This window comes from Neptuniibacter sp. QD29_5, assembly GCF_047778125.1.
Classification (GTDB): Bacteria; Pseudomonadota; Gammaproteobacteria; order Pseudomonadales; family Balneatricaceae; genus Neptuniibacter.
In genome coordinates this window covers 145,592-171,273 of sequence record NZ_CP180556.1, presented here as the reverse complement: position 1 = coordinate 171,273, position 25,682 = coordinate 145,592, and the positions used below count along the sequence as shown (strand labels likewise).

Below are 25,682 nucleotides of genomic sequence, written 5' to 3'. Positions count from 1 at the left end.
GAACAATGAAAGGTCTGCTGAAATTACTCGCTGGTCTAGCCGCACTGATTGTTGTGGTGATCGTCGCTGGCGGTGCCATTCTGGGTACATTCTTTGATCCCAACGAATACAAACCCGAAATAGAGCAAGCAGCACTTGATAATGCTGGTGTCGAGCTAAAGATTAACGGCGATATCGGCTGGTCAGTTTTCCCTTGGTTAGGACTTGAAGTAAATAAAATTGATGCCAAATTCCCTGGCAAACAAGATTTAGCCAAGCTAAACCAAGCACAAATTTCTGTACGTCTACCTGCACTACTATCTGGCAACGTTGAGATGCAGAGCGTGGTTGTAGATGGTTTAGAGCTAAACCTCGTCCAAGAAAAAGATGGCAGCAATAACTGGGCAGTAGCAGCGGCGCCTACTGATGCGCAAAAAGATACGGTGACAACAGATGCAGCGCCAAAAGAAGAGTCGGCGAAAAGCACATCAGCACCTATTGCGATCAACATCGACAGCATCCAGATCAGCAACGGTAACATCATCTATCAAGATAAAGCCGCTGATATGGTCGCTAAGCTAACTGAGTTCAACATGTCCTCAGGTCAGGTGGTGACTAACGCTTTCTTCCCTGCAGAGCTGAGCTTCAACGCTTCACAGACAGTTAAAGGTGAAGAGCAAGTAAAAGCCGCTGCAAAATTAGCGGCTGAGTTCTATCTGGATCTGGAAAAGCAGCAATACAAACTTAAAGGCCTAACCAGCGAGCTAGACCTTAGCGGTAAGCCACTAGGCGGTAAATCACTGGCGCTAAACACTGCAGCAGATATTGAAGCAGACCTACTTAAACAACAGTTAAGCCTTAACAACCTGAAACTATCGATTGCGAACCTAAATGCAGAAGGCGCGCTAACCGTTAATAACTTTGCAGCACCAGCGATCAGCGGCAAGCTAAACGTAGCAGCCTTTGATCTCAACAAACTACTAAGTGCTGTTGGTCAGTCTGAAGTTAAAACAAATGATCCGAATGCTCTGAAAGCAATCAGCTTATCTACCGAACTAGAAGGCCCAGCCAACACAATCACAGCGAAAGCGCTAACCGTTAAGCTGGACGATACAACTTTCAATGGCTCTGCTGCATTCAACCTAGCGAACAGCAATATCACACTGAATCTGCAAGGTGACAAGATCAATGCTGATCGCTACATGCCACCAGCAGCTAAAGGCGAAAAAGCAACAGGCTCTTCCAATAGAGCAACGTCTGGCACAGCTAAAAAAGGCCAGAGCAGCCCTTATTCAAAAGAACCTATTCTGCCAGTTGAAGCGCTTCGTGGTTTAGAGCTAGACACAACACTAGGCCTTAAATCACTGCATGTATCCAATATGGATATCAGTAATGTAGCGCTACAAGTGAGTGCTCATAGTGGTTTAATCAAGGCAACTAAGATTGATGCTGATCTATACAAAGGCAGCGTGCGTAACAACGTCACTGTTGATGTACGTAAGAACACACCGATTATTACCTCGAAGAAGGCCATCACCGGTATTCAGGTAGGTGATTTGCTAAAAGACATGGCTAATGTTGATCAGCTAACTGGTAAGCTTAATTCAACGTCCAATCTAACGCTTCGCGGTAATTCTGTTCATGACTTTGTAAACAGCGTTACAGGTACTGTCAAAGTGAACATGAAAGACGGTGAGCTAAAAGGTTTAGACATGGCACAATCCGTTTGCCAAGGTCTAAACAATGTTAGCGCGCTAGGCGGTGAAGCTGAGCAAGTAGATCGCTCTACGCCATTTACTAGCATGGGTGCTTCCGCTCGTATTAAAAACGGCCTAGTAAGCAATAAAGATCTTAAAGCAGCGCTAGATGCGATGGCTCTGAGCGGCAAAGGCACCGTAAACCTGCCAAAGCAGCTTTTGGACTACCGTCTTGGCTTTATGGTTGAGAAAAATCTGTTTAAAGAAACCTGTTCTTTCCCGAACAAACTGGAAGGTGTCGAGGTACCAATCGACTGTAAAGGTAGCTTTAACACAGAACCGACCCAGCTATGTAAGCCTGATTTCAGCTTTATCACTGACGCGATAAAACAGAACGTTAAAAAGAAAGTAGAAGAGAAAAAAGAAAAACTAAAAGCCAAAGCTGAAGAGAAACTGAAAGATAAGCTAGGCGACAAATTGAAAGGTTTATTTTAACCCCTAATGACATCTGATCTATTTGCTAACGCCGTGCTGGGATGGTTTGACCAGCACGGTCGTCACGACTTACCTTGGCAACAAAAAAAGACCGCTTATAACACTTGGATCTCTGAGATCATGCTGCAGCAGACTCAGGTCACCACTGTTATTCCTTATTACCAACGCTTTATCGAACGCTTCCCAACTGTGGAAGAACTCGCTGCCGCGGAGCAGGACGAAGTTCTACACCTATGGACAGGACTAGGCTATTACGCCCGAGCACGCAATCTTCACAAAACAGCGCAGATAATCAGCAACGAGCATCAAGGTCAGTTCCCTGCCACTGTCGAAGGCTTGGAAGAACTGCCAGGTATTGGTCGTTCCACTGCAGGTGCAGTGTTATCTATTAGTACCGGTAAATGGGCTCCGATTCTGGATGGCAACGTAAAACGAGTATTAGCCCGTTTTTACGCAGTAGAAGGTTGGCCAGGAACCACAGCAAATCAAAAACTACTATGGCAATATGCGGAACAGAATACGCCAAGAGAACGTACAGGCGACTACACACAAGCGATGATGGATCTGGGTGCTACCCTCTGCACTCGCAGTAAGCCTTCTTGTTTGCTCTGCCCACTGCAACAAGACTGCCAAGCATTCAAATTAGGTAAAACGGATCAACTCCCAGCGCCTAAACCCAAAAAGGCCATTCCGGTTAAACAAACCTACATGCTGATCTTACAGCAGAATAACCAATCTAAGGTTTTACTTTATCAACGTCCACCGAGCGGTTTATGGGGTGGATTATGGAGCTTTCCTCAAGTTGCAGACCTGCGTGATACCTATAACGAAACCGGTCTAGAGCTGGATGAAGAGAGCATTCATATCTTAGAACCACTGCGCCACACTTTCAGTCATTTCCATCTGGATATAACCCCAGTGAAGGCTCAGGTAAATACCCCTACAGACTGTGTCATGGAAGGTAAGCCTCTGCTCTGGTATAACATAGAGCAACCAGACAATGTTGGCTTAGCAGCACCGGTTAAAAAACTGCTATTACAACTCGCCAACGCATAAACTGATTGGAGCAAAACATGAGCCGCACCGTCCTATGTCGTAAATATAAAGAGGAACTTGAAGGGTTGGATCGCCCTCCTTATCCAGGCGTTAAAGGTCAGGAAATTTACGAAACGGTATCCAAAAAAGCATGGAAAGAATGGACTGATCACCAAACAATGATCATTAACGAAAAGCACTTAAGCCTAATGGACCCATCTACCCGCGAATTTCTGCAAACTGAGATGCAAAAGTTCATGGATGGTGAAGACTACGAGAAGGCGGAAGGCTACGTTCCTCCTTCAAAATAGTTTTTTTGTAACAAGTGGTTGACAGTTTTCCGTGAAGACGGTTTAATACGCGCCACTTGAGTTGCCCAGATAGCTCAGTCGGTAGAGCAGGGGATTGAAAATCCCCGTGTCCGTGGTTCGATTCCGCGTCTGGGCACCACTTCCTTAAGAGGCTTGTTAATTCAAATTACAGGCTTTTTTTGTCTCTGGAAGAACTCAGATATGCCCAGATAGCTCAGTCGGTAGAGCAGGGGATTGAAAATCCCCGTGTCCGTGGTTCGATTCCGCGTCTGGGCACCACTTCTTCCCTTCTAGATTATCTCTATATTTAATACCCAGCAAGATTTTAATTCGTAGGCGTCATCGAATCGGTTAGATTATTCGCTTCGCTCACCCTTCAGGCTATCGTCGTTGCACTCCAATGTGTGAATACCTACGGCATTGATCTACCTCTAAGCTAGATATCCACAAAACCACAACTCCATTGATAGTTTCGACTTCCTCCATCGGTTATTAACAATCGTCGATGAATTTAATAGGTGGCTTGTTGCCTCTGTCTACTTCAAGATTGAATATATCAGGACGGTTATAGTGGCCCGATACATCCAGTGCTTTACGTGAACGACGAGCATCTTCTAAATCAATTTCTGCGAACAAAATCTCTTTTTTTTGATGCAATGGACCCGCAAGCACACCACCGAAAGGTTTGATAACAACCGCATCACCAGGGTTTATCCATTCATCTTGATCAAAAAGGGAATCACGCTCAGGAAAATCATCTGGAATATCGGATCCGGTCATAGCCGTCGCTGTACTTAGAACCCAACATCCACCTTCTCGAGCAATATGATTCATAGAGGAGACCCAAACCTCACCACTATCCCAAGTAGGTGCGATATAAATATCGATATCCTGAGAAAATAGAGCATAACGCGCGAGTGGCATATAGTTTTCCCAACAAATTAAAGCGCCCAACCTGCCGTACGGAGTCTCGACAACCTTAAGCCCAGAAGCATCTCCCATACCCCAAACCATTCTTTCAGGATTTGTGGGCATCATTTTTCGATGGTGATTGAGTATGCATCCATCGGTCCCTATTACAACTACCGTGTTATAAAGTGTGGTGCCACTATAGGTTGAGTCTCTTTCATTCATGCCCATCACAACGACCATATTATGCTGGCACGCAGCCTCACAGAGGGGATCTAAATCACCAGCCTGGATATCAACCGAGTTTTCTCTCAGTTGCGCATGAATAGTGTTACCTAAAGCCATATCTTTTCCTGGGCTGAGTCGCCATATCCAAGTTGGATAACCAGGTAAGTACGCCTCTGGGAAAATAATAATATTCGTATCACTATTTGCCGCTTCCTCTATCGTTTCCAAAGCCCTTGCTAGTGACGCTTCAAGGTTCAACAAAACAGGCGGCTTTTGGGATATCGCTACTTTGATACTCATATTTTTTCTCCACACAGGGTGACTAGAATAAGCGTAGCCCAACTGAATCAGTTTCCCATTCTTTATGTTTATGACACTGACTACACCCATTCTAAAATCCATACAAAAATAGGCAGTTCACATATTTTCGTTTTATTTATAAGCAAAAGCTCAAAACACGCACAACACTTGTGCAGCGCGACATCAGAAATAGCTTTGAAATAAGATCGGATAGCCATTTTATTATGCACCGCAAAAAAACTGACATAGAGCAATTACTCAATAATTGAAGGACTTTATAATCGTTCGATTTCATTGCTCACCCAGCAAACAAACCGACCAATCGGACTGGCGCATAAACAAGAGGCTGTACATGAACTGTACCGGTATCGAAAAGAAGTATCCTGAAGGCGTACGCCTGATATCCACCACCAACTTGCAGGGTGTTATCACTTACGCTAACCCTGCGTTTTGTGAAGTTGCGGGTTATCACGTTGATGAGTTAATAGGCAAAAACCACAGCATCGTTAGACACCCAGATATGCCGCCGGCAGCCTTTGGCGATTTATGGGTCCATGCCAAAGATGATCGCCCTTGGATGGGTTTAGTAAAGAACCGTTGTAGAAATGGTGACCATTACTGGGTACAGGCTTATGTTACGCCGCTGTTTGATAAGCATGGAAGCAAAATCGGCTATCAATCCGTAAGAACCCGACCAACTGATGCCCAAATCCAACGTGCCGAAGCCGTTTACACTAAACTGCGCACAAAAAAAGTCAGCATAAAACCATACAGTCTATCTAGCCGATTAATGATCACTGGCTTGATGGCTTTCCTTTGTGCTCTAGCCACTGTATTTCTTCCACTGTCTGATTATATGCAAGCAGGTATCATCGCTGCGATTGCGCTAGCGTTTATCTCATATCAGGCATTTATTTTAAAACCTCTAAAACACCTGAAAGATAACGCTGTAGACGTCTATGACAATGCGCTCGCTCAATATGTGATGTCAGGCCATATGAATGAAGTGGGATGTGCAGATATGGCTAATTTGATGCTTCAGGCCCGTCTCAGAACCGTAATTGGTCGAGTCCAAGACAGTATCACCACTTTAACTCATTTTATGGATGAAACCCTGTCCTCAATCGACCAAACCTCGAATGGTATAGAAAAACAAAATCTAGAAGCCGATATGCTGGCCAGTGCCGCAACAGAGATGTCGGCAACAGCTCATGAAATAGCACAAAACACCTCGCAAACATCCCATGCCACGACTCAAACCGCTGATCTAGCGGATGGCGGTAAAGGTATTGTAGAGGAAATGATTGGCGGCATCAGGGATCTGGTCGGTGAAGTAAGGCTCGCTGGAGAATCTTCCGGAGAGCTCAAAACTAAAGCTCAAGCCGTCGAACAAGTCGTCGACATCATTACAGGAATCGCAGAACAGACCAATTTACTGGCCTTGAACGCAGCAATCGAGGCCGCGCGTGCAGGCGATCAAGGCCGAGGGTTTTCTGTAGTTGCCGATGAAGTGCGTACTCTGGCGCAACGGACACAAGAATCCACCACCGAGATTAGATCTACCATCGAAGCGATCCAAAATCAGGTATCTGAAACAGTTCATGTTATGGAACGCTGTGGCAGCCATGCAGAAGCCAATATCCAACGTGCAGAAGGGGTTGGCCACTCATTTGATGAAGTCAATGCTGCCATGCTCAATATAACGGATCTCAGTACCCAAGTAGCGGCTGCATCAGAGGAGCAAAGCTCTGTTGCAGATGAAGTGAGTAGAAATATTGAAAGTATCAGAGATGTAACTTCTGAGAACCATGCCGTTGCTAAACGTATGAAAGAATCATCCGTTGAGCTTACAAACCTAGTGACTGATCTGAAATCGATGCTTCAGGCTATTTGATATGGAAACACAATTGCTGCTTCTACTCACCACCGCATTTTTGCTGTTGGTTGGAGGGATAACTTTCTACCTTTTTAAGGTAAAAGACGATAGTAAAGCTCGTGATATTAACTATCAGAAAGCCCTTCATTCTTTGGATTCCATTATATCCATTGGTGATAGACGCAGCGATTTAGCCTATTTGCAGAAGTGCCTTTCCGAATTTGGTTTGATGTTCAACGCACGTCAGGTTTGGCTTAATTACTCTCATTGCCCAGATATCTTCCTCGATGAAGATTGCAAAACACTGGAACTAGAGCATCCAGAAATACTGTCTTATGTATTAAAAAACAAACGAGATTTTTTGAAGCTTTTCCCCAAAACAAGCGACAAGCATCTACTCAGTCTGCCAATTATTTATAATGATGATATCCCTGTCATTTTCACACTGGAGCTAAAAGAACGACCATCCAGGGAGCAAATTGTTCTTGCACGCTCTTTAGCTCTAGCAATATGGCAAGGCATGAGGAAGAAACACCGTAATAAGCGTATTCATGAACATGAAGTATTCTTAAGAGCGGCAACGGAAAAAGGCAATGTAGGCCTGTTTGATTGGGACCTACGAAGTAACTCAGTTAAGTTTTCCGATGTATGGCTAGCGCAACTAGGTTATATGCCCGGCGAATTTGAGCATAATATTTCTGAGTGGAGCTCCAGTATCCACCCTGCCGATCTTCAAAATACTGAAGACTATATTAAAAATTGCTTAGCCAAGAAATATCAGAATTTATCTTTAGATTACCGTCTTACTCATAAAAACGGTCATATTCTGTGGATGAGAGCACAAGCTTCAGTTTTTTATACTGACCTTAATGAAGCTTATCGTATTGTCGGCGCACATATTGATATCAGTGCCGAGAAAAAAGCAGAAGAGATCTTAATCACCGAAAGAGATCAAGCCCATCGTTTAGCAACACGTAATGACACAATCCTTGAAAGTATCAGTGACGGCATTGTTGAACTAGATGCTGAAGGCAAGCAGATCTTTGTCAACAAGGCAGCGACTGCAATCTTAGGCTATAGCACGGATGAACTAATCGGACATCCCATCCAAGATACTTGGTATCGCACTAACTCAGTAAGGGAAAGCCTGAGTGAAAGTAACTCGAGTATAGAAAGTACGTTATCAACCGGGGCTTCTTTATCTTCCGATGATTGGTTTATCAAAGACAGTGGTGATTGCATTCCGGTGCATCGAAAAGCTGCTCCAATCACCACTAACGGTGAAGTCACTGGCGCAGTGATTTCATTTTTTGATATCAGTAAGCAGATCGCTGATCACCGTTCTATCAAGCTTTCTGCAGCTGTTTATCAGAACACAGCTGAAGGGATCATGATCACAGATGCTGACAACAAAATTGTTTCCGTAAACCCTGCGTTTGAACGCATTACTGGTTATTCCAGCCAAGAAGTAGTGGGTTTAGGTCCAGAGTTACTCGCATCTGAATTAACGCCTCGTAAAACTTATACAGATATGTGGAAGGGCATTTCCGAACGAGGCAGCTGGAAAGGTGAGATAGTCAATAAACGCAAGGACGGTACTCACTTTACCGAACTGCTTTCAATCACCACACTTGAGGATGATTTTGGCCACCAATATTATGTTGGCGTGCTAAATGACATAAGCCAAGTTAAGCAGGCACAAGAACAGCTAACCCAGCTCGCTAATCACGATCGCTTAACCGGTATCCCCAACAAGTTTTTCTTTGAGAGTCTGATAGATCACTTATTACCAAAAGATATGCGTCGTAAACGCAAATCAGCTCTGCTCTATCTGGATTTAGATCGTTTTAAAAATATCAACGACAGTATGGGCCATGAGTACGGCGACCAACTAATTATCGATTGTGCAAAACGCCTCTCAAGCCAGATTCGTGACATGGATTATTGTGCCCGAATTGGCGGGGATGAATTTGCTGTATTTATCGATGATTACAACAACGAAGACGAAATCTATACCTTGGCAGAGCGCTTAATTAAAACGATTTCAGCACCCTATAACCTAGAGGGCTGTACATCCTACATTGGCTTGAGTGTTGGTATCGCATTCTCTCCTAAGGATGGTAGGAATTTAGACGAACTTAAACGGGCCGCAGATGCAGCTCTCTATCAGGCAAAAGCAGACGGCCGAGGGGTTTATAGAACCTACTCTTCCGAAATGTCTGATATGGCTAAAGAAAGGCAAGAGCTTGAAATTCTTCTGCGACAAGCAATGCAAGAGCAAGAGCTGAAACTACACTATCAACCTCAGGTAGATATCACCACAGGGAAAACCATCGGTTATGAAGCCCTTGCACGATGGGAACATAAAGAAAAAGGTTATATTTCGCCAGCTCAATTTATTCCATTGGCTGAAGAAACGGGTTTGATTTCGGACTTAGGTAAATGGGCCCTAAATCAGTCTGCGAAGCAGCTTAGAAACTGGTTAGATACTGGTGTCGAAACTAACTATATCGCGGTAAACATATCTGCCCTTCAACTTGCTCGTACTGATCTTGTATCAGACGTAAAAGCGGCGATTGCCAAATATGAAATCCCAGCAACGATGCTCGAACTAGAAATAACAGAAAGCTTCTTGGTCCATGATCCTCAGAAAGCAGCTGTAGTATTAAGCGAGCTCAAAGAATTAGGCGTGCGAGTCTCCATCGATGACTTTGGAACAGGCTTCTCGTCTTTAGGTTATATAAAAGACTTACCATGCGATTGCATCAAAATTGATCAAAGTTTTATTCGTTCAATTACAGAAAACGAAAGTGACAAATCATTGGTCAAAGCGATTATTGCTATGTCTCAGGGCCTAGGCTTAGGGGTAATTGCTGAGGGCGTGGAACACGTAGAGCAGGTTGAGATGCTAAAAGATCTAGGCTGCCAAGTTGTCCAAGGCTGGTATTACAGCAAACCTCATCCTCCTGAGTATTTTTTACCTAAAAATAAAAAACACCCGAAACTGTTTGCTGCTTAATTTCTCTCTGATAGGGCTTGCTGGGTCACCTTTAAGCCCTCCTATCTCAAAACCATCGCCCCACCTCTTATTGATCTAAATCAAATATCTACTCTCATCACAGCCAAAATAATTGTAACAACCAGATTCTGCGAGTAATTTTTGTTAGTGCTTCGTGTCAGATCCAAGCATACATATCACAAGATCATATGTGACAGTGTCATAAAAATAATAACTAGACATACACTAGGATTAGCCAAATATGTTAGAAGGCTTAAACAATTTCCCACTAGCGGGACTCATAACTCTAGGTGCTATTCTCCTTTTAGGTATTTTGTGGCTCGCTATGAGTTTTTTTAATAAAGAAAATAACTGGCAACAAATATTTTGCCCTGAAGACCGGAGTACATGCTTTTGCCGCAGCTGTCGTGAAGAACGGGGGAGCAATGAGTAACCCCGTGAATGAACCGGACTAAAATTAGTCACCCGACACACAGCCGAGAGGGAGCGTGTAACAATCCCGTTCGCTCTTGGCCTGATACCATTCCACTATAACCCGTGAAATCCCCAATCCCCCATGTATGGTTCAAAGAATCGTTAATGAAGTAGGCAATTTCAAACCCTGTCATTTAATGATATAGATAGAGTCCCAATATAATAACAATATAAGTTTTAGGGATTATCTTCGTGTTACGGCAGACATCATTTTTCACCTTTCTTTTCTCATTAATCCTACTTACATCCAGTTTTTTTGTTCAGGCGAATGAGATACCTCTGACACAGGAAGAGAAAACTTGGCTGCTCAACCATCAGAAAATTCGAGTCCATAACGAAGTAAGTTGGGGGCCTTTTAATTACCACGAATTCGGTCGCTCTAAAGGCTATTCTGTTGAATTCATGAACCTTCTAGCAGAAAAACTCGGTATAGAAATTGATTACGTAACCGGCCCTACCTGGGGTGAATTTCTAACCATGCTGGATCATAAAGAGCTTGATGTGATGCTAAATATCATCAAGACAGATGATCGCAGTAAATACATTCTCTTTACCGATCCCTACGTCAACAATCCATCTGGTATTGTTGTTAGAGATGATAACCGCACAGTGCGAGATCTAAGAGATCTGAATGGCCGTGTCCTCGCTATCCCTAAAGGCTTCTTCTACCAAGAAATTATCGAAAAGCATTTTCCGGGTATTCAGCTGTTACTACTTAAAGATCAAGTAGATAGCCTTAAAGCCGTGGCATTTGGCCGGGCCGATGCCACTATGGGTGGTATAGCCGTACAAAATCACTTAATTCGTAAACACCTAATGAGTAACCTCAAGATAGTTGGCGGTATTGATGATCCCCGCTTTGCCAATCTGTTACGCATAGGGGTACGAGATGATTGGCCTATCTTCCGCTCTATTATGCAAAAAGCGATTGAGTCAGTTACCAAAGAGGAGAGAGATCGGCTAAGCCGTCGCTGGCTAGAAGGCGGATTACAAAGAACACAGGCTCTCCATCTAGATAAAGAAGAACAAGAATTCCTCGCGGCTAACCCTGTCCTAAGGGTACATAACGAAATGGCCTGGCCCCCTTTCAATTACAACGAACAAGGCAAACCGAAAGGCTTTTCTATTGATGTCATGAACCTAATTGCCAAGAAAACCGGTTTTAGGATCAAGTATGTCAGTGGTCCAAACTGGAATGACTTCTTGGCAATGACCCAAGAACGTGAATTAGACATGATGCTCAATATCGTCAATACCGCTGAGCGTCGTAAATATATACGTTTTACCCGCCCCTATGCAGTCAATCCGAATGTTATTGTCAGTAAGAAAAGCGCTAAATTCGAATCTATTGAAAGTCTATTCGGCAAAACAGTGGCTATACCAAAAGGCTTTTTCTACGAAGAGATCCTGACCAACGAATACCCACAAATAAAGCAACATCTGGTAACCGATGCCATCGAAAGTCTGAAAGCCATATCTATTGGTAAAGCAGATGCGGCACTAGGTGAAGCTGCTGTTTTTAACCACCTTATCGCTAAAAACTTGATGAATGACCTCACCGTATCGGGTGAGGTAGATGTAGGCAAACCTGATCTCGCCAATCTACGCATTGGTGTTCGATCAGATTGGCCTATCCTACAAAGAATTATGGATCGTGCCATTGAATCCCTTACCAGAGATGAAGTCGCTGCTATTTCTCAGCGCTGGATGGGCAACGAGAACTATGTAGCTAGACCTGGTAGTGGCCTTAGCCTAACGGCCGCAGAAAAAGCCTATTTAGAAAAGCAGCCTGGCATAACATTCTGTGCCAACCCAGATTGGATGCCTTTAGAACAGATCGGATCAGGAGGGCGTCACGAAGGCATGGTTGCCGACTACCTGAATTTAATGGCCGATCGGATTGGTATAGGCATGACAATGCTACCAACAGAAAGTAGCCAACAGTCCCTAGAATACGCCCAGAATAGACGCTGTGACATCATGTCTGCTGCCTTCGAAACTGCTGAAGCGAAACGACAATTAAACTTCACCAAGCCCTACCTGCGCTTACCTTTAGTTATTGCGATTCAAGAAGACTCTCTATTTGTTGACGGCCTCAAATCACTCAAAGATAAAACCATCGGGGTCCCTAAAGGCTACGGTTTACTTAACAAATTCCAGCAAGATTACCCTAAGATAAATATCATTGAAGTTGACAGTGTCGCTGACGGTCTACGGATCGTTGAAGAAGGTAGAATTTTCGGCTTGATCGGGGCGATCGCTCCCGTTGGCCATGCTATTCGTAAACACCGCTTCCTAAATTTAAAAATAGGAGGCCGTCTAGATGAGGACTGGAAACTGGCAGTCGCAATCCGTAACGATAGCCCAGAGCTTCTTTCCATGTTCAACAAGGCTACAGAATATATAACCGAAGAGGAGCACTCCAAAGTATTCCAACGCTGGGTATCGGTTAAATTTGAACACGATGCTAATTATGAACTGATCTGGAAACTCGTGTTCGCTGCTTTGTTTGTTATCACAATAATCACGCTGTGGAATTGGAAACTATCTCGACTGAATAAACAGCTGAAATCAGAAATAAGCCTGCGTGAAGCAGCTGAACTGCAATTGAATCAGCTCAATGAAAAACTCAATAGTAAAAACACTGAGTTATCTATCCTGTCTACAACTGATGCTCTAACCGGGTTAAACAACCGTCTACACATTGAGTTATTACTGGAAGAGGAGATCTACCGCCTCCAACGCTTCAAACACCCGCTGTCGATCCTGCTATTGGATGTAGATCTATTTAAAAAAATCAATGACCAATACGGACACCTCTGTGGCGATGCTGTACTGAAGAAATTCGCACAAATACTACGAGATAACACCCGTAAAACAGACAAAATCGGTCGTTGGGGTGGTGAAGAATTTATGATTCTTTTACCTGAAACAAACGCAAAAATGGCTTACCGCTTAGCAGAAAAACTTCGTACCGCCATCGCAGCAGAAATGTTTGAAGAGGTCGATCAAGTGACAGCTAGCTTCGGCTTGGCTGAAGCAACCATTGATCACTCACCAAGGGAGTTAATTCAAATAGCTGATGCTGCTCTGTACGAAGCAAAAGAAATGGGACGCAACCGAGTAGTTAACGGCACTAACGTCGAAAATGCTTGAATAGTTAGAAGGTTATTTGCAATTGTAGAAAAACCTTAAGGGTTATAGACAGTAAACATACAACCATCTGTTTTTTTGCTGTCTATATAACCTGCTTCTTTATGCCTAGATCTTATCAGTACTTTTCTGGTCTACCGAAAAACCCATAGAACTTCAGACCCCAACGCCCAAACCGCAGATTACTACTTTCGACCAATCCACCCCTTGAGCCCTAGTGCAATTTTATCTAGTATGATCATTCAAATATGACAGTTTTATTACATAAAACTCTAATATTTAAAATTCAGAAAGGTAAGGTCACTCTATTGCTCAAAAGTCAGAATAATCCATTCTTGATACTGATATGCTTGCTGTTGCTCTCAACAGAAGTACTTTCTGCCTTTTGTATATGCCAAACACTTACACTATCCGATAACACATACACCGAACCCCCTCACTGCAAGCTTAATCTTCATAATAACCACCGCTCAAATGTGGCACTTGAAAATCATTTTGATAACTTGCAATTCGATGACATTCCCAATTCCACATTGCTGTACCAACCCATAGCCATCGTCACCCAACACTTTTCTCAAAGTTACAGTTACACAAAAATCGTCCGGATAGATCGCCCTCCTCAGAGACAATCCTCAGCTCTTTCCAACATCGGATAGAGCTATTTCGATAAACCCTTGGACTGAATAGTTGCCTTTTTAATGGTAACCCTATGCACGCATATCTAAATGCAACAGCAGTCCCTCTGCCTGCTAGTCGTTAAATAACGACCAGAAAATGCACCCTTTAAGATGTCAGGTGTTGATATGACTATCAAAAGAAAACTGTTATTAATTTCGCTGTTTTTTATCGTTGGTATGCTGCTAATCATGGGTAGCAACCATTACTCTCTGAATAACATCAGCCAACTGAAAGCTTCGACCCTAGAGCTCAGTTATGTACAACAGGATTTACTGAATTTAAGACGTAACGAGAAGGATTTCTTCGAGCGTAAAGATCTTAAATACGTACAAAGATTTGATACTGGTGTAACCGCACTAGAACAACGCTCACATGCATTAGAAGAGTTAAAACAGACGTTAGGACTCAGTGCTGACCATGATAAATTTCAACAATTACTCACAACCTACAACGAGCTATTTAAGAATTTTGTTAACACCCAAAAGGCACTTGGATTAAGCAAAAACGAAGGTGTGTTAGGCAAGCTTCGAAGCTCCGCACACAAAGTCTCTGCTGCACTAGAGGATCAACCAGTGTTCCAAAATACGCTTCTCTCTTTACGCCGCCACGAAAAAGATTTTATGCTGCGTAAAGAATCAAAGTATGTTAGCAATTTTAACGACACATACAACTCTCTGACAAATCAACTAGAACAAAACAGTCATATATTTGGTGCGCAATTCACGCAACTGAAGTCAGACTTAGGCCTATACTCAGCAACCTTTAACCAATACGTCCAGCTAACTGAAAAACTAGGTACCTCTCACCAGAAAGGCATTCGAAAGGATCTGCGAAACACCGCACATGAACTCGAAAAAGAACTATCAGACTTAGCCGCTATCCAAATACCGGAAGTACAACAGCATACTCAAAGCCAGCAAAACATCATGCTGGTTATGGCCCTGTTGATTATCATCGTCGGTTTTACCGTCACAACTATGACAGCTATGAGTATCCAAAAACGCATCGCCCTAGTCGCCTCTGCCATGAAGAAGTTAGGCCAAGGGGATGCTAACCTTAAGCAGAAAATCTCCGTGGATGGTAATGATGAGATCAGTGACGTAGCGACAAACTGTAACCAGTTCATTGAGAAAACCCGATGCGTTGTATCCCAGCTGTTACTCAATGTTGAACAACTGAAACACGTAGAATCCCAGCTTAGTTCTGTAGTCACTCAGGTGGATACGGATAGTCGTAGTCAGCACATCAGCACTGAAGATATGGCGGCAGTAGTTTGCCAAACCCGCCAATCAGTATCAGAAGTGGCACAAAGCGCTGCGACAACGGCTCATGCTACGTCGGAGGCACAGGAGCAAGCCAATTCAGGTCTCATTACGACCAATCAATGTGAACAAAGCTTTAAAGCGTTTGCCAGAGATATTGAGGACTCATCAAGTACTATTAATCGGTTGAGTGAACAAACCAGTGACATATCAAAAGTACTGGTAGTTATTAGCGATATTGCCGATCAAACAAACTTACTGGCACTCAATGCTGCTATTGAAGCCGCTCGAGCAGGCGAGACAGGACGCGGCTTTTCTGTAGTGGCTGATGAAGTAAGGGATCTAGCTAAGCGAACCCAAAACTCTACTCAAGAGATCCAGAGCATTATCCTTAAACTACAAGATAGTGTTGCTGAAGCAGTTAAAACGATGGCCAGTAGCCAAACAAATGCCATTAAAGGTGTAGAGCAGATTACAGAGCTGAATCACAAGCTAGTAGAGATTGATCATGCCGTAGCCAGCATCGCCACCATGAGCGAGCAAATGTCATGCGCTACTCAGGAACAACAATCCTCTGCAGAACGACTAGGGAACAATATAGAACAAGTCAGTCATGCAGCGACAAGGACAGTGGATGGAATGCATGTTCTTAACCGCAGCCAAGATGAATTATCTGGATTAGTCCAAGAGATACAACGAACCTGCGGAGCTTTCCGCTGCTAGGTTATTTCTATAATAAGGGGCGATCAGCTAATAGCTGTCGCCCCGTTTCAATACAAGTACTTCACACCATCGAAGCAATGGAATCATCGATCATTGCAACCAAGTCATCTTCATCGGGTGAAACTCGTGCATATACGCGCAGGCCTATAAGCTGCATTTGGATATAGCGGGCAAGACGGGCAGCGCCTTTTGAGGAATCGACTTCACCTGCCGCTTGAGCTTGCTCTATCAGTTGCGTTAGCGCCTGCTCAACCGCCTTCAGAAGCCCCTTCGCCTCATCTAACAATTCTCCGTTTTCCTCTGTCAGTTCAGCAATGGCTTTTACCAACATGCACATCTCACTAGGCGTATCCTCTCTGCAATTCAATACCACAGCCTTGATAAATGCTTTGAGTGCTGCAAGCGGAGATTCGGACGTATTAGTGCTTTCCGTCAATCGCTCTAAGCTGGCTTTTGCATAGTGATTAAGGCTCTCTTTAAACAACCCTTCTTTACTTCCAAACGCAGCATAGATACTGCCTGGACGCATATCAATATGGTCCTGCAAATTGCGCATAGACGTAGCGTGAAAACCTTTTTCCCAGAAAAGATTCGTTGCCTTATCCAGAACCTCAGAACGGTCATGTTTCAGAGTGTTAGCCATGATTAAAACTTCAGATTGAACATTTGTTCAAATTTTAGCTTGAACACACGTTCAAGTCCAGTTAGGATAAAAATAGATGAACGTACGTTCAATTTAATTTTAGTTCCGCTGATAAGGATAGAAGTCTTATGAACGCACAATACACCCCACCTAAAGTGTGGAAACATGAAGAGGAGAACGGCGGCACATGGGCAAGCATCAATCGCCCAGTATCAGGTGCGACTCATCAAGCTGAACTGCCTAAAGGAGAGCACCCACTGCAACTGTATTCAATGGGGACACCTAACGGCCAGAAAGTCACCATTATGCTTGAAGAGCTACTAGCGGTAGGCGTTGAACAAGCAGAATACGATGCCTACATGATTCAGATAGGTGAAGGAGATCAGTTCTCATCCGGCTTTGTGGATATCAATCCCAACTCTAAGATTCCAGCCCTTGTTGATAACTCAGACTCGACTGCAACACGCGTATTTGAGTCGGGAGCCATCTTGCTTTATCTCGCTAAAAAATTTGGTCACTTCCTCTCAGAGGACCCTCGCGAACAGACTGAACAACTAAATTGGCTGTTTTGGCTACAGGGATCAGCGCCCTATCTAGGGGGTGGGTTTGGACACTTTTACGCTTACGCGCCAGAGAAATTCGAGTACCCCATAGACCGCTTCACTATGGAAGTAAAACGCCAGTTAGACCTGCTGGATAAACAACTGGCGGACAATACCTTTATCGCAGGGAAAAACTACTCCATCGCAGATATGGCTATCTGGCCTTGGTACGGCGAGCTGGTCCGCGGCAACCAATACAATGCTGCCAACTTCCTAGATGTCGATAGCTATTCTAACCTGCAACGCTGGGCCGAACAGATCTCGCAACGACCAGCCGTACAGCGTGGCCGCATCGTCAATCGCACTTGGGGCGAAGCCTGGGAGCAACTACGAGATAGGCATCAAGCTACGGATATAGATCAAGTTCTAAAACTAAAGTCCTGAACAATTACGACAAGCCATCTCAATTTACGTTAAATCAACAGGTTAAAAAAACTTATGCTTAAATTTTATTTTCACCCAACCCCTAATCCAATGAAGGTCGCTCTTTTTCTTGAAGAAGCGGGGCTAGAGTATGAATTAGTCCCTGTGGATACTTTAAAAGGAGAACAACACAGTCCGGAATACGCGGCAATCAATCCAAATAGAAAAGTACCTGCGATTGATGATGAAGGTACAAAGGTCTTTGATTCCACAGCGATCCTTCTCTACCTTGCAGAGAAACATAATCTCTTTCTGGGGGATGCCGAAAATAAGGCAAACTTACTCTCTTGGTTGATGTTTATCGCATCAGGCCTTGGGCCATATTCGGGTCAGGCGGTGCATTTCCAGCGCGCAGCACCAGAAAACCTACCTTACGCGATCAATCGTTATCGCCGTGAAGCAGCCCGCCACTACCAAGTGCTGGACGATCAATTGGCGAACAACACTTATATCACAGGCGATACATACACCATTGTAGATATTGCCGCTTGGGGCTGGATTGACCGTGTTCTGCCAGTTTTAGGCGAGAACGAGCTAGAGAAATTCCCTCATTTGTCCCGCTGGTTCAAAACGGTAGATGCCCGTCCAGCAGTAGCAAAAGCCAGAAGCATCAGCGGTGATATCCAGTTTAAATCTGAAATGGACGAAGAAGCGAAACGCGCTTTGTTCCCGCAGAATTACTAAGTCCGATTGATTCTCCTTGGCTCGATTTGTACATGAGCCAAGGAGCCTAAACTCGCAGAATTCACGCCATTTCGCATACTCTTACCCCCTTCTCGCAAGCAAATAACTCAACCCAAAATTGCCAAAATACTTGACATATATACTGAGATTTTAATAATGTATTAAAAATACATTTATATTGTTATTGGTTTAACGCCGTGCTCAAAAGGTATCGGCGTTTTTTTCGAACATTAAAATGTATTTTTTATACATCTTAGTGTTCGTTATACAGCATCGTTGATGCTCTAGGGAAAGCATAAGGACTTAGGAAGGTTTCGATTACAGGTGAGAGTAAGAACAATGAAACTAAAAATGAAACTACCGCTATTGATATTACCACTGCTTCTGGGGGAAGCCGTGTATGCCGATAGCCAAGTTACCTACCAACAAAAATGCATGGCATGTCATGACAATGGCGTGGCCGGTGCTCCGAAAATGAGTGACCGCGGCGCATGGACTGCCCGTTTGGCCGAGCGTGGTATTGAAGGACTGTACACCAGCGCTCTGAAAGGAAGGAAAGCTATGCCACCGAAAGGGGCCTGCTTTGACTGCAGCGATGAGCAGATCAAACGGGTTGTGGATTTCATGGTTAAAGGCAACTAATAGCGAGTAATTTATGTTAGCGCAAAGTGTATGGATCTTAACCTTGCTCTGTCTGGCGGTACTCGCCCCAGTGTTTGGTTATGTCATTTCCCGATCTACTGAAGAGTGCGATTACGCTGAAGTTCAGCGTAATTGGTACTCCATCCGAGCAAAGTGGTTTCTATTTCTTGTGGTGTTTGGCGTTGGTGTAACAGCGACGACGCTACTGCCTTACCCGCTACCTCCACAGTTTTCCGCAACTGACGGCGCCAGCCCAGTGAATGTGGTTGGACAGCAGTGGTATTGGACCATTGACGATACAGAGTACGACGTTGGTGAAACCATTGAGTTTCGCGTGACTTCAGCAGATTCCACCCATGGATTTGGTATCTATGACGAGAGTGGCACGCTTCTTACCCAAACCCAAGCGATGCCGAAATACACCAACCGATTGGTGTATACCTTCGACAAGCCTGGCACCTACAAGGTGCTGTGCCTTGAATACTGTGGTCTGGCTCACCATGCCATGACAGCACAACTAACAGTCAAATAAGGAGGCATAGATGACTGAACAAATTAACTACAGTGAACAAGAGAATAAGCTTGCTTCACTGGGCATCAAAGCCTACCTAATGACGAGTTTGCTAGTCTTCAGTTTGATGATGCTAGCAGGCGTCACGATGCGAGCAGCACAAGGTACGTTTATTGAAATTGGCGCTGACCTTTTCTACCAGATCATGACGGTACACGGTGCTGGTATGGTCGGCACAGCAGGCCTTGGGGGAACGGCTGTACTGTTGTACTTCCTGCGTAAATACATCAACCTCAGCAGCAAAGTATTGTGGGTTAATTTCGCTATTTTCCTAGTTGGTGTTGTGCTGATTCTTGGCTCAATCTTTGTCGGTAAGTTTGCTGGCGCGTGGACCTTCCTCTATCCACTTCCAGCAAAATCGATGGGCGTTTGGTCGGTAGAATCTGCCGCCGTATTTATGCTCGGACTGTTGTTGATTGGTACCGGCTTCCTGATTCTTTACTTGGATATTGGCATCAAGCTAATTAAGAAGTACGGAAATCTAGGTAATGCACTGGGTTTACCGGTTGTATTTGGCATGAAGCCTGTCGATCCAGATCACCCTACGACGGTGGTTGCTGCGACCATGGTCCTAATCGTTAACTTTATTGGTATTGCTGCAGGTGCTGTTGTACTGGTGCTGTGCTTATTCAATCTGTACCAGCCAGACTATGAACTTGACCCGCTGTTGATCAAAAACCTGATCTACTTCTTCGGCCACGTATTCATTAACGCGACGATCTACTCCGCTGTCACCGCTGTTTATGAACTGCTACCGAAATATACAGGTCGTCCGTGGAAGGTTTCGAAGCCTTTCTACTACGCTTGGGCTGCAGCATCACTGATGGTAATGGCTGTGTATCCGCACCACTTGTTGATGGACTTTGTAATGCCACCTTGGTTGCTGGTTATCGGTCAGATTCTGTCTTACTGCAGTGGTATTCCAGTGCTAGCAGTAACAGCGTACGGCGCACTCATGATCGTATACCGTTCTGGCATTAAGTGGGATCTATGTAGTTCTATGCTGCTACTTTCCATGTTCGGTTGGGCTGGCGGGGTTATTCCGGCAATCATCGACGCCACTGTGACTGTGAATAAAGTAATGCACAACACTATGTGGGTTCCTGGGCACTTCCACTTCTACTTAGTGCTTGGCTTACTGCCGATGATCATTGGTTTCTGCAGCTACCTAGCTGCTAATAGCCAACCATCTAAAGCAGGTGCTATCGGCAAACTCGCGTTTGCTACCTACTTTGTTGGCGCTATGGGCTTAATCCTGACCTTCCTAGCAAGCGGTGCAGATAGTGTGCCTAGACGTTGGGCAGTTCACTTGCCGGAATGGCAATACCTATCCCAGCTAGGTGCGATTGCAGGCAGTATGGTTCTGATCGGGTTCCTGATCTTTACCCTACAAAACCTAGCACGTTTACCAAAAGCGAAGATTTAAGATGTTCAAATCACTGATAAGTAGCGCAATTGTATTAGCGCTTGCGGGGGGCGTTTTCTACTACCAGACGCTTGGTTTTGAAGCGTATACAGCGGAAACCAAACGACGCGTTGAAGTAGAGCGCAACCCATTGCCTGCACCACAGGTGACTTTCCAAAACCAAGCAGGAGAGCTTGTCTCTTGGGAAGCTTTTCAAGGTCAGTATGTCATTGCTGATTTTGTTTACACCCGTTGTGAAACAGTCTGCCTAGGACTAGGTGTAGAGTTTGCTCGCTTGCAACGTCAAGCTGCGGATCTTATCAGTGATCGCCAGCTGCAATTGCTCACCATCAGTTTCGACCCTGAAAATGATGGGCCTGAGCAGTTGGCTGAATATCTTAATCGCTTTAAAGCAGATACTGCGTCTTGGAAAGCAGCCCGTGTTGAAGACCAAGCGCAGTTGAAGCACCTAAAAGAGACATTTGGCGTCATCGCTATCAATGATGGCGAGGGAGGTTATATCCATAACTCCGCTCTCCACCTTATATCTCCAGAGGGCCAACTGATGAAAATTGTCGATTACAACCATGGCACTGAGTTACTTAAGAGTATTCGTCAGAACCTGATCCATTCGGTAGGAGGCACCCATGCAGCAGGCAATGAAGTGGCTATTACTGCTTATTAATCTACTTTTGCTTACGGTCGGCCCACTAAGTGAACTACTCGAAGAGCAGATGGTTCTGCATCTACTGTTTCAGTTGCCTGTACTGGTTTTGTTTGGTTGGTTCGCAGGAGAGATACTACCTAAACATTGGCAAACCTATCTGAATCGATACAACTGGCAAGGGATCACTGGCGTTGTCGTTATTACTGTAGTTGGGCTGTTCTGGATGTTACCCAGCGCTTTGGATGCGGCTCTGGATTCGAATGTTTACGCCTTTGCAAAGGTAACGTCGATGTTACTCCTTGGCTGTACATGGTCGCTAACACACCGTTGTATTCATCCACTCGTAAAAGGTGTTTTTCTACTGGAACTATGGGCAATGCTTGGACGATTTGGCTACCTATTCAAAGTATCTCCAGATCGCCTATGCAATAACTATCTATTGGGTGAGCAGCAATTAGTGGGCCATATCTTACTAACGCTTTCGATTGTTATCGGCGCTTTATGGGTCGCCAAGATCCTGTTCGGTAATAACACAACCCAAGAAAAGACTGATATTCCATCTTCCCCTGAAGTTAAGGGCTACCTTCATGTATGCAAATGAAATAACTAAGTTCAGCAATCAAGCTAAACAGCGATGGGAGCTAATGACAACGCGGCCAAGCAACCTGCTTGTAGGCGCTATGCTTGCGGGAGCTTATGTCGGTTTAGGTATCATCCTGATTATGACCCTTGGACAAGACTTACCTGCAGAATTTAGAAAATTGGTTATGGGGGCATCATTTGGTATCGCGCTTACCCTTGTAGTATTTGCCGGCTCAGAACTTTTCACTGGCTACACCATGTACGGCACTATTGCCTGCTTAGAACGTCAATTACCCGTAAGCGGGATGGTCAAAATGTGCTTATGGGTCTGGTTCGGCAATCTTTTAGGCGCGTTAGTTTTAGGTTTAATATACAAATTAGCAGACGGCGGACTGATTAAAAACGCCGATACTATTCTGCACTCCATCGCTTATAAGAAGATGAATACAGATCTGCTTGCACTGTTTTTCCGTGCAATTTTATGTAACTGGTTAGTCTGCCTGGCTATCTGGATCTCTGCCCGTCTAAGCAGTGAAGCAGCCAAATGCATTGTTATATTCTGGTGTTTGTTAGCCTTCATCGCTTCTGGCTACGAACACAGCATCGCTAATATGACGGTCTTTTCTTTGGCCCTTCTCTCTCCAGCAGTTGAAGGTATCTCATTCGCTGGCGCAGCCAACAATCTATTTTGGGTAACCTTAGGTAACGCTGCAGGTGGTGCCCTGTTTGTAGCGTTCGGCTATTGGTATCAGAGCAATCCGATTACGCCTAACAACACCATTGTTGATCAACCTAATCCAGAACAAACCCAAAGGTAAGCTTATGAATCTTTTTAAATGGCTGACTGCTGTTCTGATAGTAACGGTGGTAGGCGTACTTGCGAGTACAGAAACAGAGAACAATAACCAAGTTGAACAGGATAAAGCGGTGCCTACCATCGAACTGACAGATTTAATCACCGGTGAAGCAATTCAGTTAGACCTGATTGAAGGTAGCTACATGCTAAATATCTGGGGTAGTTGGTGTGTCGCCTGTGCCAGAGAGCACGATTTTTTAATTAAACTCAAAGAATCTGGCGTCCGAATTATTGGTATTTCCTATATGGATTCCGCTAACAACGCCTTGGAGTCGCTAAACAAAAAAGGGAACCCATTCGATCGCAGTTTAATCGATTCAGAAGGGAAACTAGGTCAGGCTTTAGGGATAAAAGGCGCACCTGAAACTTATCTGATCGATAGTTCAGGCCGCATACGCTACAAACATATAGGGATCTTGAACGATGAAAATTGGCCCAATGTTGCGCAACGATTCAAGCAACTGTAATAACAAAAAGCCATAATAAAACAGAGAGCAACTAAGACCAGTTGCTCTCTGTACCTACCTCACCACATTTGTCCCTCTCTAGACCCGGAAAGCACTGACCGTTTGATTGAGTCCTTCCGCCATTCTGGCTAGATCTAAACTAGCCTGAGAGGTTTCCTCCACACTTGCAGCATTCTGGTGACCCAGATCGTTAATATCCGTCACTGTTCGGGTGGAATCTTCACTAACAAGGCTCTGCTCTTCTGCAGCTGTAGCAATCTGACTCATCATATTATTTATATGACTTAACTGATCAACCACTTTGGATAAGGAATCAGAAGACCTTTCAGCCCCGTCCACCAATGACATCGCTTGCTTTTGGGTTTGCTGCATTGAGCTAACCACACGGGTAGAACCATCTTGTAATCGTTTAATAATCTCTGATATTTCAGAGGTAGAGTTTTGAGTACGAGAAGCCAATTGCCTTACTTCATCAGCCACTACTGCAAAGCCTCGACCTTGATCACCCGCCCGAGCCGCTTCAATCGCCGCATTTAACGCCAATAGGTTAGTTTGCTCCGCTATATCAGAAATAACCTGCAACACTGTACTGATTTCTACAGTACTACTGTCTAAATCTCTCACCGTATCTGCTGAATTTTGCAGCTGATTCGATAACTGGGTAATACTCTCAACCGTGTCGATTAGGATCTGGTTACTATCCTGCAATTCACCATCAGCTTTATTTACTGAATCATTCACCTCATTGATGTTCTGTGCCATCTCATTTGATGTAGCGCTCATCTGCTGCATAGATGCGGATAATGTATCGGTCTGTGTTTGTTGGTTTTGCACATGACAGCTACTTTCCGACATAGCTGTAGCGACTTCTTCTGAGGTTGCAGAAAGCTGGCTGCTGGTTTCAACAATATGCCCGATCGTTTTCTGTAATTCTTGGCGAGTTATTTCTTGAGACTCCAACATTTGAGAAATTTCATCGGCACCTGCGGTCTTAACATCATGAGTCAAATCACCTTCAGCTATATGACGCATACCTTCGACCGATAGTTTGAGCCGACTTGTGATATTCCGCGCGATTAGAACACTAAGCGATATACCGATGACTAAAGCTGCAATCAGCGTAATCACGATATTAGTTAAAGCCGACTTTTCATGTGCTAACGCCGTCTCGGAAGCTTCGAGGATAAACCTTTCAATCTCTGCTAAAAGTTCTTCGAGATGCTTGGTTAATTTATCTGCTGCCCCTTCAACCTGAACAGCAAATGCTTCTGAACGTTCAAATTCTCGATTTTTAATCGCCTTCATTGCAGCAAGACCATACTGCTGGAATTCTTCATGCTCTTTTTCAATCGCTTTTAACTGCTCCGCAAGCATTTGAAATTCATCTGATTCACTGGCGTAAGCGGAAGAAATCAGTCCTCCGCTATAACCCTGAGACACATCTAAAATCATAGAAAGCTGTTTCTTAGTAGATCCTATGTGTTTATCAACTTTACGGCCGTATTCAATAAACTTGTCTTGCTCTTTTGAGAAGCTGTCCTGATAGCTACCATGACTGTTACCACTCTCGCTCTTCAACAGTCCGACTGTTCCGAAGTGAACTGCACGTTCAAAGTGGATTGTTTGCTCAAGCTGGTATTCCGTAATTTTGGTCATTTTCTCAATCAGGGGGATATCCTTATGAGCAATACTCTCTAACTCTTTGCCAATCTGATCCATAGATACGATTGCAAGTGCTGAAGTGAGTAATAAAAGTGAGAGTAACGATAAAACGAGCAGGGCTATTTTTTTGGAAACCGAAATTTTATTTAGCATGGCGACTACTACCTCTTGATTCATCCTTGCAAGATTTCGTAACTCCATAGCCGTTCAAAACTTATTTAATAAAACAAGCTACATCTGACGGATAAATGTGGTAATTCAAGAGGTCACAAAATCCATTTGTTAGGTAAGTTCCTTAAGAAATCCTATTTAGGTATAGCACAGGAAATACAGAATACT

At 44.2% G+C, this 25,682-nt stretch carries 19 protein-coding genes and 2 tRNA genes; 18 read left to right on the top strand and 3 right to left on the bottom strand.

Annotated elements, in window-relative coordinates:
• Positions 1 to 5 precede the first annotated feature (5 nt).
• From ACMXYR_RS00715 to ACMXYR_RS00695, 5 genes are all read left to right on the top strand, one after another.
• On the top strand, positions 6 to 2,171 hold the full coding sequence (locus ACMXYR_RS00715) for an AsmA family protein (protein WP_415902522.1): 2,166 nt from the start codon (positions 6 to 8) through the stop codon (positions 2,169 to 2,171).
• 6 nt (positions 2,172 to 2,177) lie between these two features.
• Complete coding sequence (mutY, locus tag ACMXYR_RS00710; RefSeq protein ID WP_415902521.1) at positions 2,178 to 3,227, top strand: A/G-specific adenine glycosylase; 1,050 nt, start codon at positions 2,178 to 2,180, stop codon at positions 3,225 to 3,227.
• Between the two features lie 17 nt (positions 3,228 to 3,244).
• Positions 3,245 to 3,517, top strand: coding sequence for an oxidative damage protection protein (locus ACMXYR_RS00705; RefSeq protein ID WP_415902520.1), 273 nt, complete (start codon positions 3,245 to 3,247; stop codon positions 3,515 to 3,517).
• Between the two features lie 63 nt (positions 3,518 to 3,580).
• Positions 3,581 to 3,656: transfer RNA gene (locus ACMXYR_RS00700), tRNA-Phe, on the top strand.
• A 64-nt stretch (positions 3,657 to 3,720) separates the two neighbouring features.
• Positions 3,721 to 3,796, top strand: a tRNA-Phe gene (locus tag ACMXYR_RS00695).
• Between the two features lie 213 nt (positions 3,797 to 4,009).
• On the opposite strand, the gene ACMXYR_RS00690 is transcribed toward ACMXYR_RS00695, so the two are convergent.
• Positions 4,010 to 4,954: a carbon-nitrogen hydrolase family protein gene (locus ACMXYR_RS00690; protein ID WP_415902519.1), complete on the bottom strand. Its 945-nt coding sequence runs from the start codon at positions 4,952 to 4,954 to the stop codon at positions 4,010 to 4,012.
• A gap of 352 nt (positions 4,955 to 5,306) precedes the next feature.
• Between ACMXYR_RS00690 and ACMXYR_RS00685 the strand changes: the two genes are divergently transcribed.
• The 4 genes from ACMXYR_RS00685 (at position 5,307) to ACMXYR_RS00670 (ending at position 16,139) form a co-directional block, all read left to right on the top strand.
• Positions 5,307 to 6,848: a methyl-accepting chemotaxis protein gene (locus tag ACMXYR_RS00685; protein ID WP_415902518.1), complete on the top strand. Its 1,542-nt coding sequence runs from the start codon at positions 5,307 to 5,309 to the stop codon at positions 6,846 to 6,848.
• A 1-nt stretch (position 6,849) separates the two neighbouring features.
• The gene (locus tag ACMXYR_RS00680; RefSeq protein WP_415902517.1) at positions 6,850 to 9,849 is read left to right on the top strand and encodes an EAL domain-containing protein; all 3,000 of its coding nucleotides are present in this window, start codon (positions 6,850 to 6,852) and stop codon (positions 9,847 to 9,849) included.
• A gap of 666 nt (positions 9,850 to 10,515) precedes the next feature.
• Positions 10,516 to 13,479, top strand: coding sequence for a transporter substrate-binding domain-containing protein (locus tag ACMXYR_RS00675; protein WP_415902516.1), 2,964 nt, complete (start codon positions 10,516 to 10,518; stop codon positions 13,477 to 13,479).
• Between the two features lie 800 nt (positions 13,480 to 14,279).
• On the top strand, positions 14,280 to 16,139 hold the full coding sequence (locus tag ACMXYR_RS00670; RefSeq protein ID WP_415902515.1) for a methyl-accepting chemotaxis protein: 1,860 nt from the start codon (positions 14,280 to 14,282) through the stop codon (positions 16,137 to 16,139).
• Between the two features lie 61 nt (positions 16,140 to 16,200).
• Here the strand turns inward: ACMXYR_RS00670 and ACMXYR_RS00665 are convergent, their stop codons facing one another.
• Entirely contained in the window at positions 16,201 to 16,782 is a 582-nt protein-coding gene (locus tag ACMXYR_RS00665) for a TetR/AcrR family transcriptional regulator (RefSeq protein WP_415902514.1), read from the bottom strand.
• A 128-nt stretch (positions 16,783 to 16,910) separates the two neighbouring features.
• Between ACMXYR_RS00665 and yghU the strand changes: the two genes are divergently transcribed.
• The 9 genes from yghU (at position 16,911) to ACMXYR_RS00620 (ending at position 23,681) form a co-directional block, all read left to right on the top strand.
• The gene (gene yghU, locus ACMXYR_RS00660) at positions 16,911 to 17,768 is read left to right on the top strand and encodes a glutathione-dependent disulfide-bond oxidoreductase (RefSeq protein WP_415902513.1); all 858 of its coding nucleotides are present in this window, start codon (positions 16,911 to 16,913) and stop codon (positions 17,766 to 17,768) included.
• A gap of 54 nt (positions 17,769 to 17,822) precedes the next feature.
• Positions 17,823 to 18,491, top strand: a complete 669-nt coding sequence (locus ACMXYR_RS00655; RefSeq protein ID WP_415902512.1) for a glutathione S-transferase family protein — start codon at positions 17,823 to 17,825, stop codon at positions 18,489 to 18,491.
• A gap of 324 nt (positions 18,492 to 18,815) precedes the next feature.
• Positions 18,816 to 19,133 carry a c-type cytochrome gene (locus tag ACMXYR_RS00650; RefSeq protein ID WP_415902511.1) on the top strand — a complete coding sequence of 106 codons (318 nt, stop codon included), beginning with the start codon at positions 18,816 to 18,818 and terminating at the stop codon, positions 19,131 to 19,133.
• 13 nt (positions 19,134 to 19,146) lie between these two features.
• Positions 19,147 to 19,665, top strand: a complete 519-nt coding sequence (locus tag ACMXYR_RS00645; RefSeq protein WP_415889877.1) for a hypothetical protein — start codon at positions 19,147 to 19,149, stop codon at positions 19,663 to 19,665.
• 10 nt (positions 19,666 to 19,675) lie between these two features.
• Positions 19,676 to 21,130, top strand: coding sequence for a cbb3-type cytochrome c oxidase subunit I (locus ACMXYR_RS00640; protein ID WP_415902510.1), 1,455 nt, complete (start codon positions 19,676 to 19,678; stop codon positions 21,128 to 21,130).
• A gap of 1 nt (position 21,131) precedes the next feature.
• Positions 21,132 to 21,794, top strand: coding sequence for an SCO family protein (locus ACMXYR_RS00635; protein WP_415902509.1), 663 nt, complete (start codon positions 21,132 to 21,134; stop codon positions 21,792 to 21,794).
• Positions 21,757 to 22,377, top strand: coding sequence for a hypothetical protein (locus ACMXYR_RS00630; RefSeq protein WP_415902508.1), 621 nt, complete (start codon positions 21,757 to 21,759; stop codon positions 22,375 to 22,377). The genes ACMXYR_RS00635 and ACMXYR_RS00630 overlap by 38 nt, the downstream gene beginning before the upstream one ends.
• Before the next feature lie 43 nt (positions 22,378 to 22,420).
• A complete protein-coding gene (locus tag ACMXYR_RS00625; RefSeq protein WP_415902507.1) occupies positions 22,421 to 23,176 on the top strand; it encodes a formate/nitrite transporter family protein in 756 nt (251 codons plus the stop codon).
• A 4-nt stretch (positions 23,177 to 23,180) separates the two neighbouring features.
• Complete coding sequence (locus ACMXYR_RS00620; RefSeq protein ID WP_415902506.1) at positions 23,181 to 23,681, top strand: DsbE family thiol:disulfide interchange protein; 501 nt, start codon at positions 23,181 to 23,183, stop codon at positions 23,679 to 23,681.
• Positions 23,682 to 23,759: 78 nt separating this feature from the next.
• On the opposite strand, the gene ACMXYR_RS00615 is transcribed toward ACMXYR_RS00620, so the two are convergent.
• Positions 23,760 to 25,496: a methyl-accepting chemotaxis protein gene (locus tag ACMXYR_RS00615; protein WP_415902505.1), complete on the bottom strand. Its 1,737-nt coding sequence runs from the start codon at positions 25,494 to 25,496 to the stop codon at positions 23,760 to 23,762.
• Between the last annotated feature and the right edge of the window lie 186 nt (positions 25,497 to 25,682).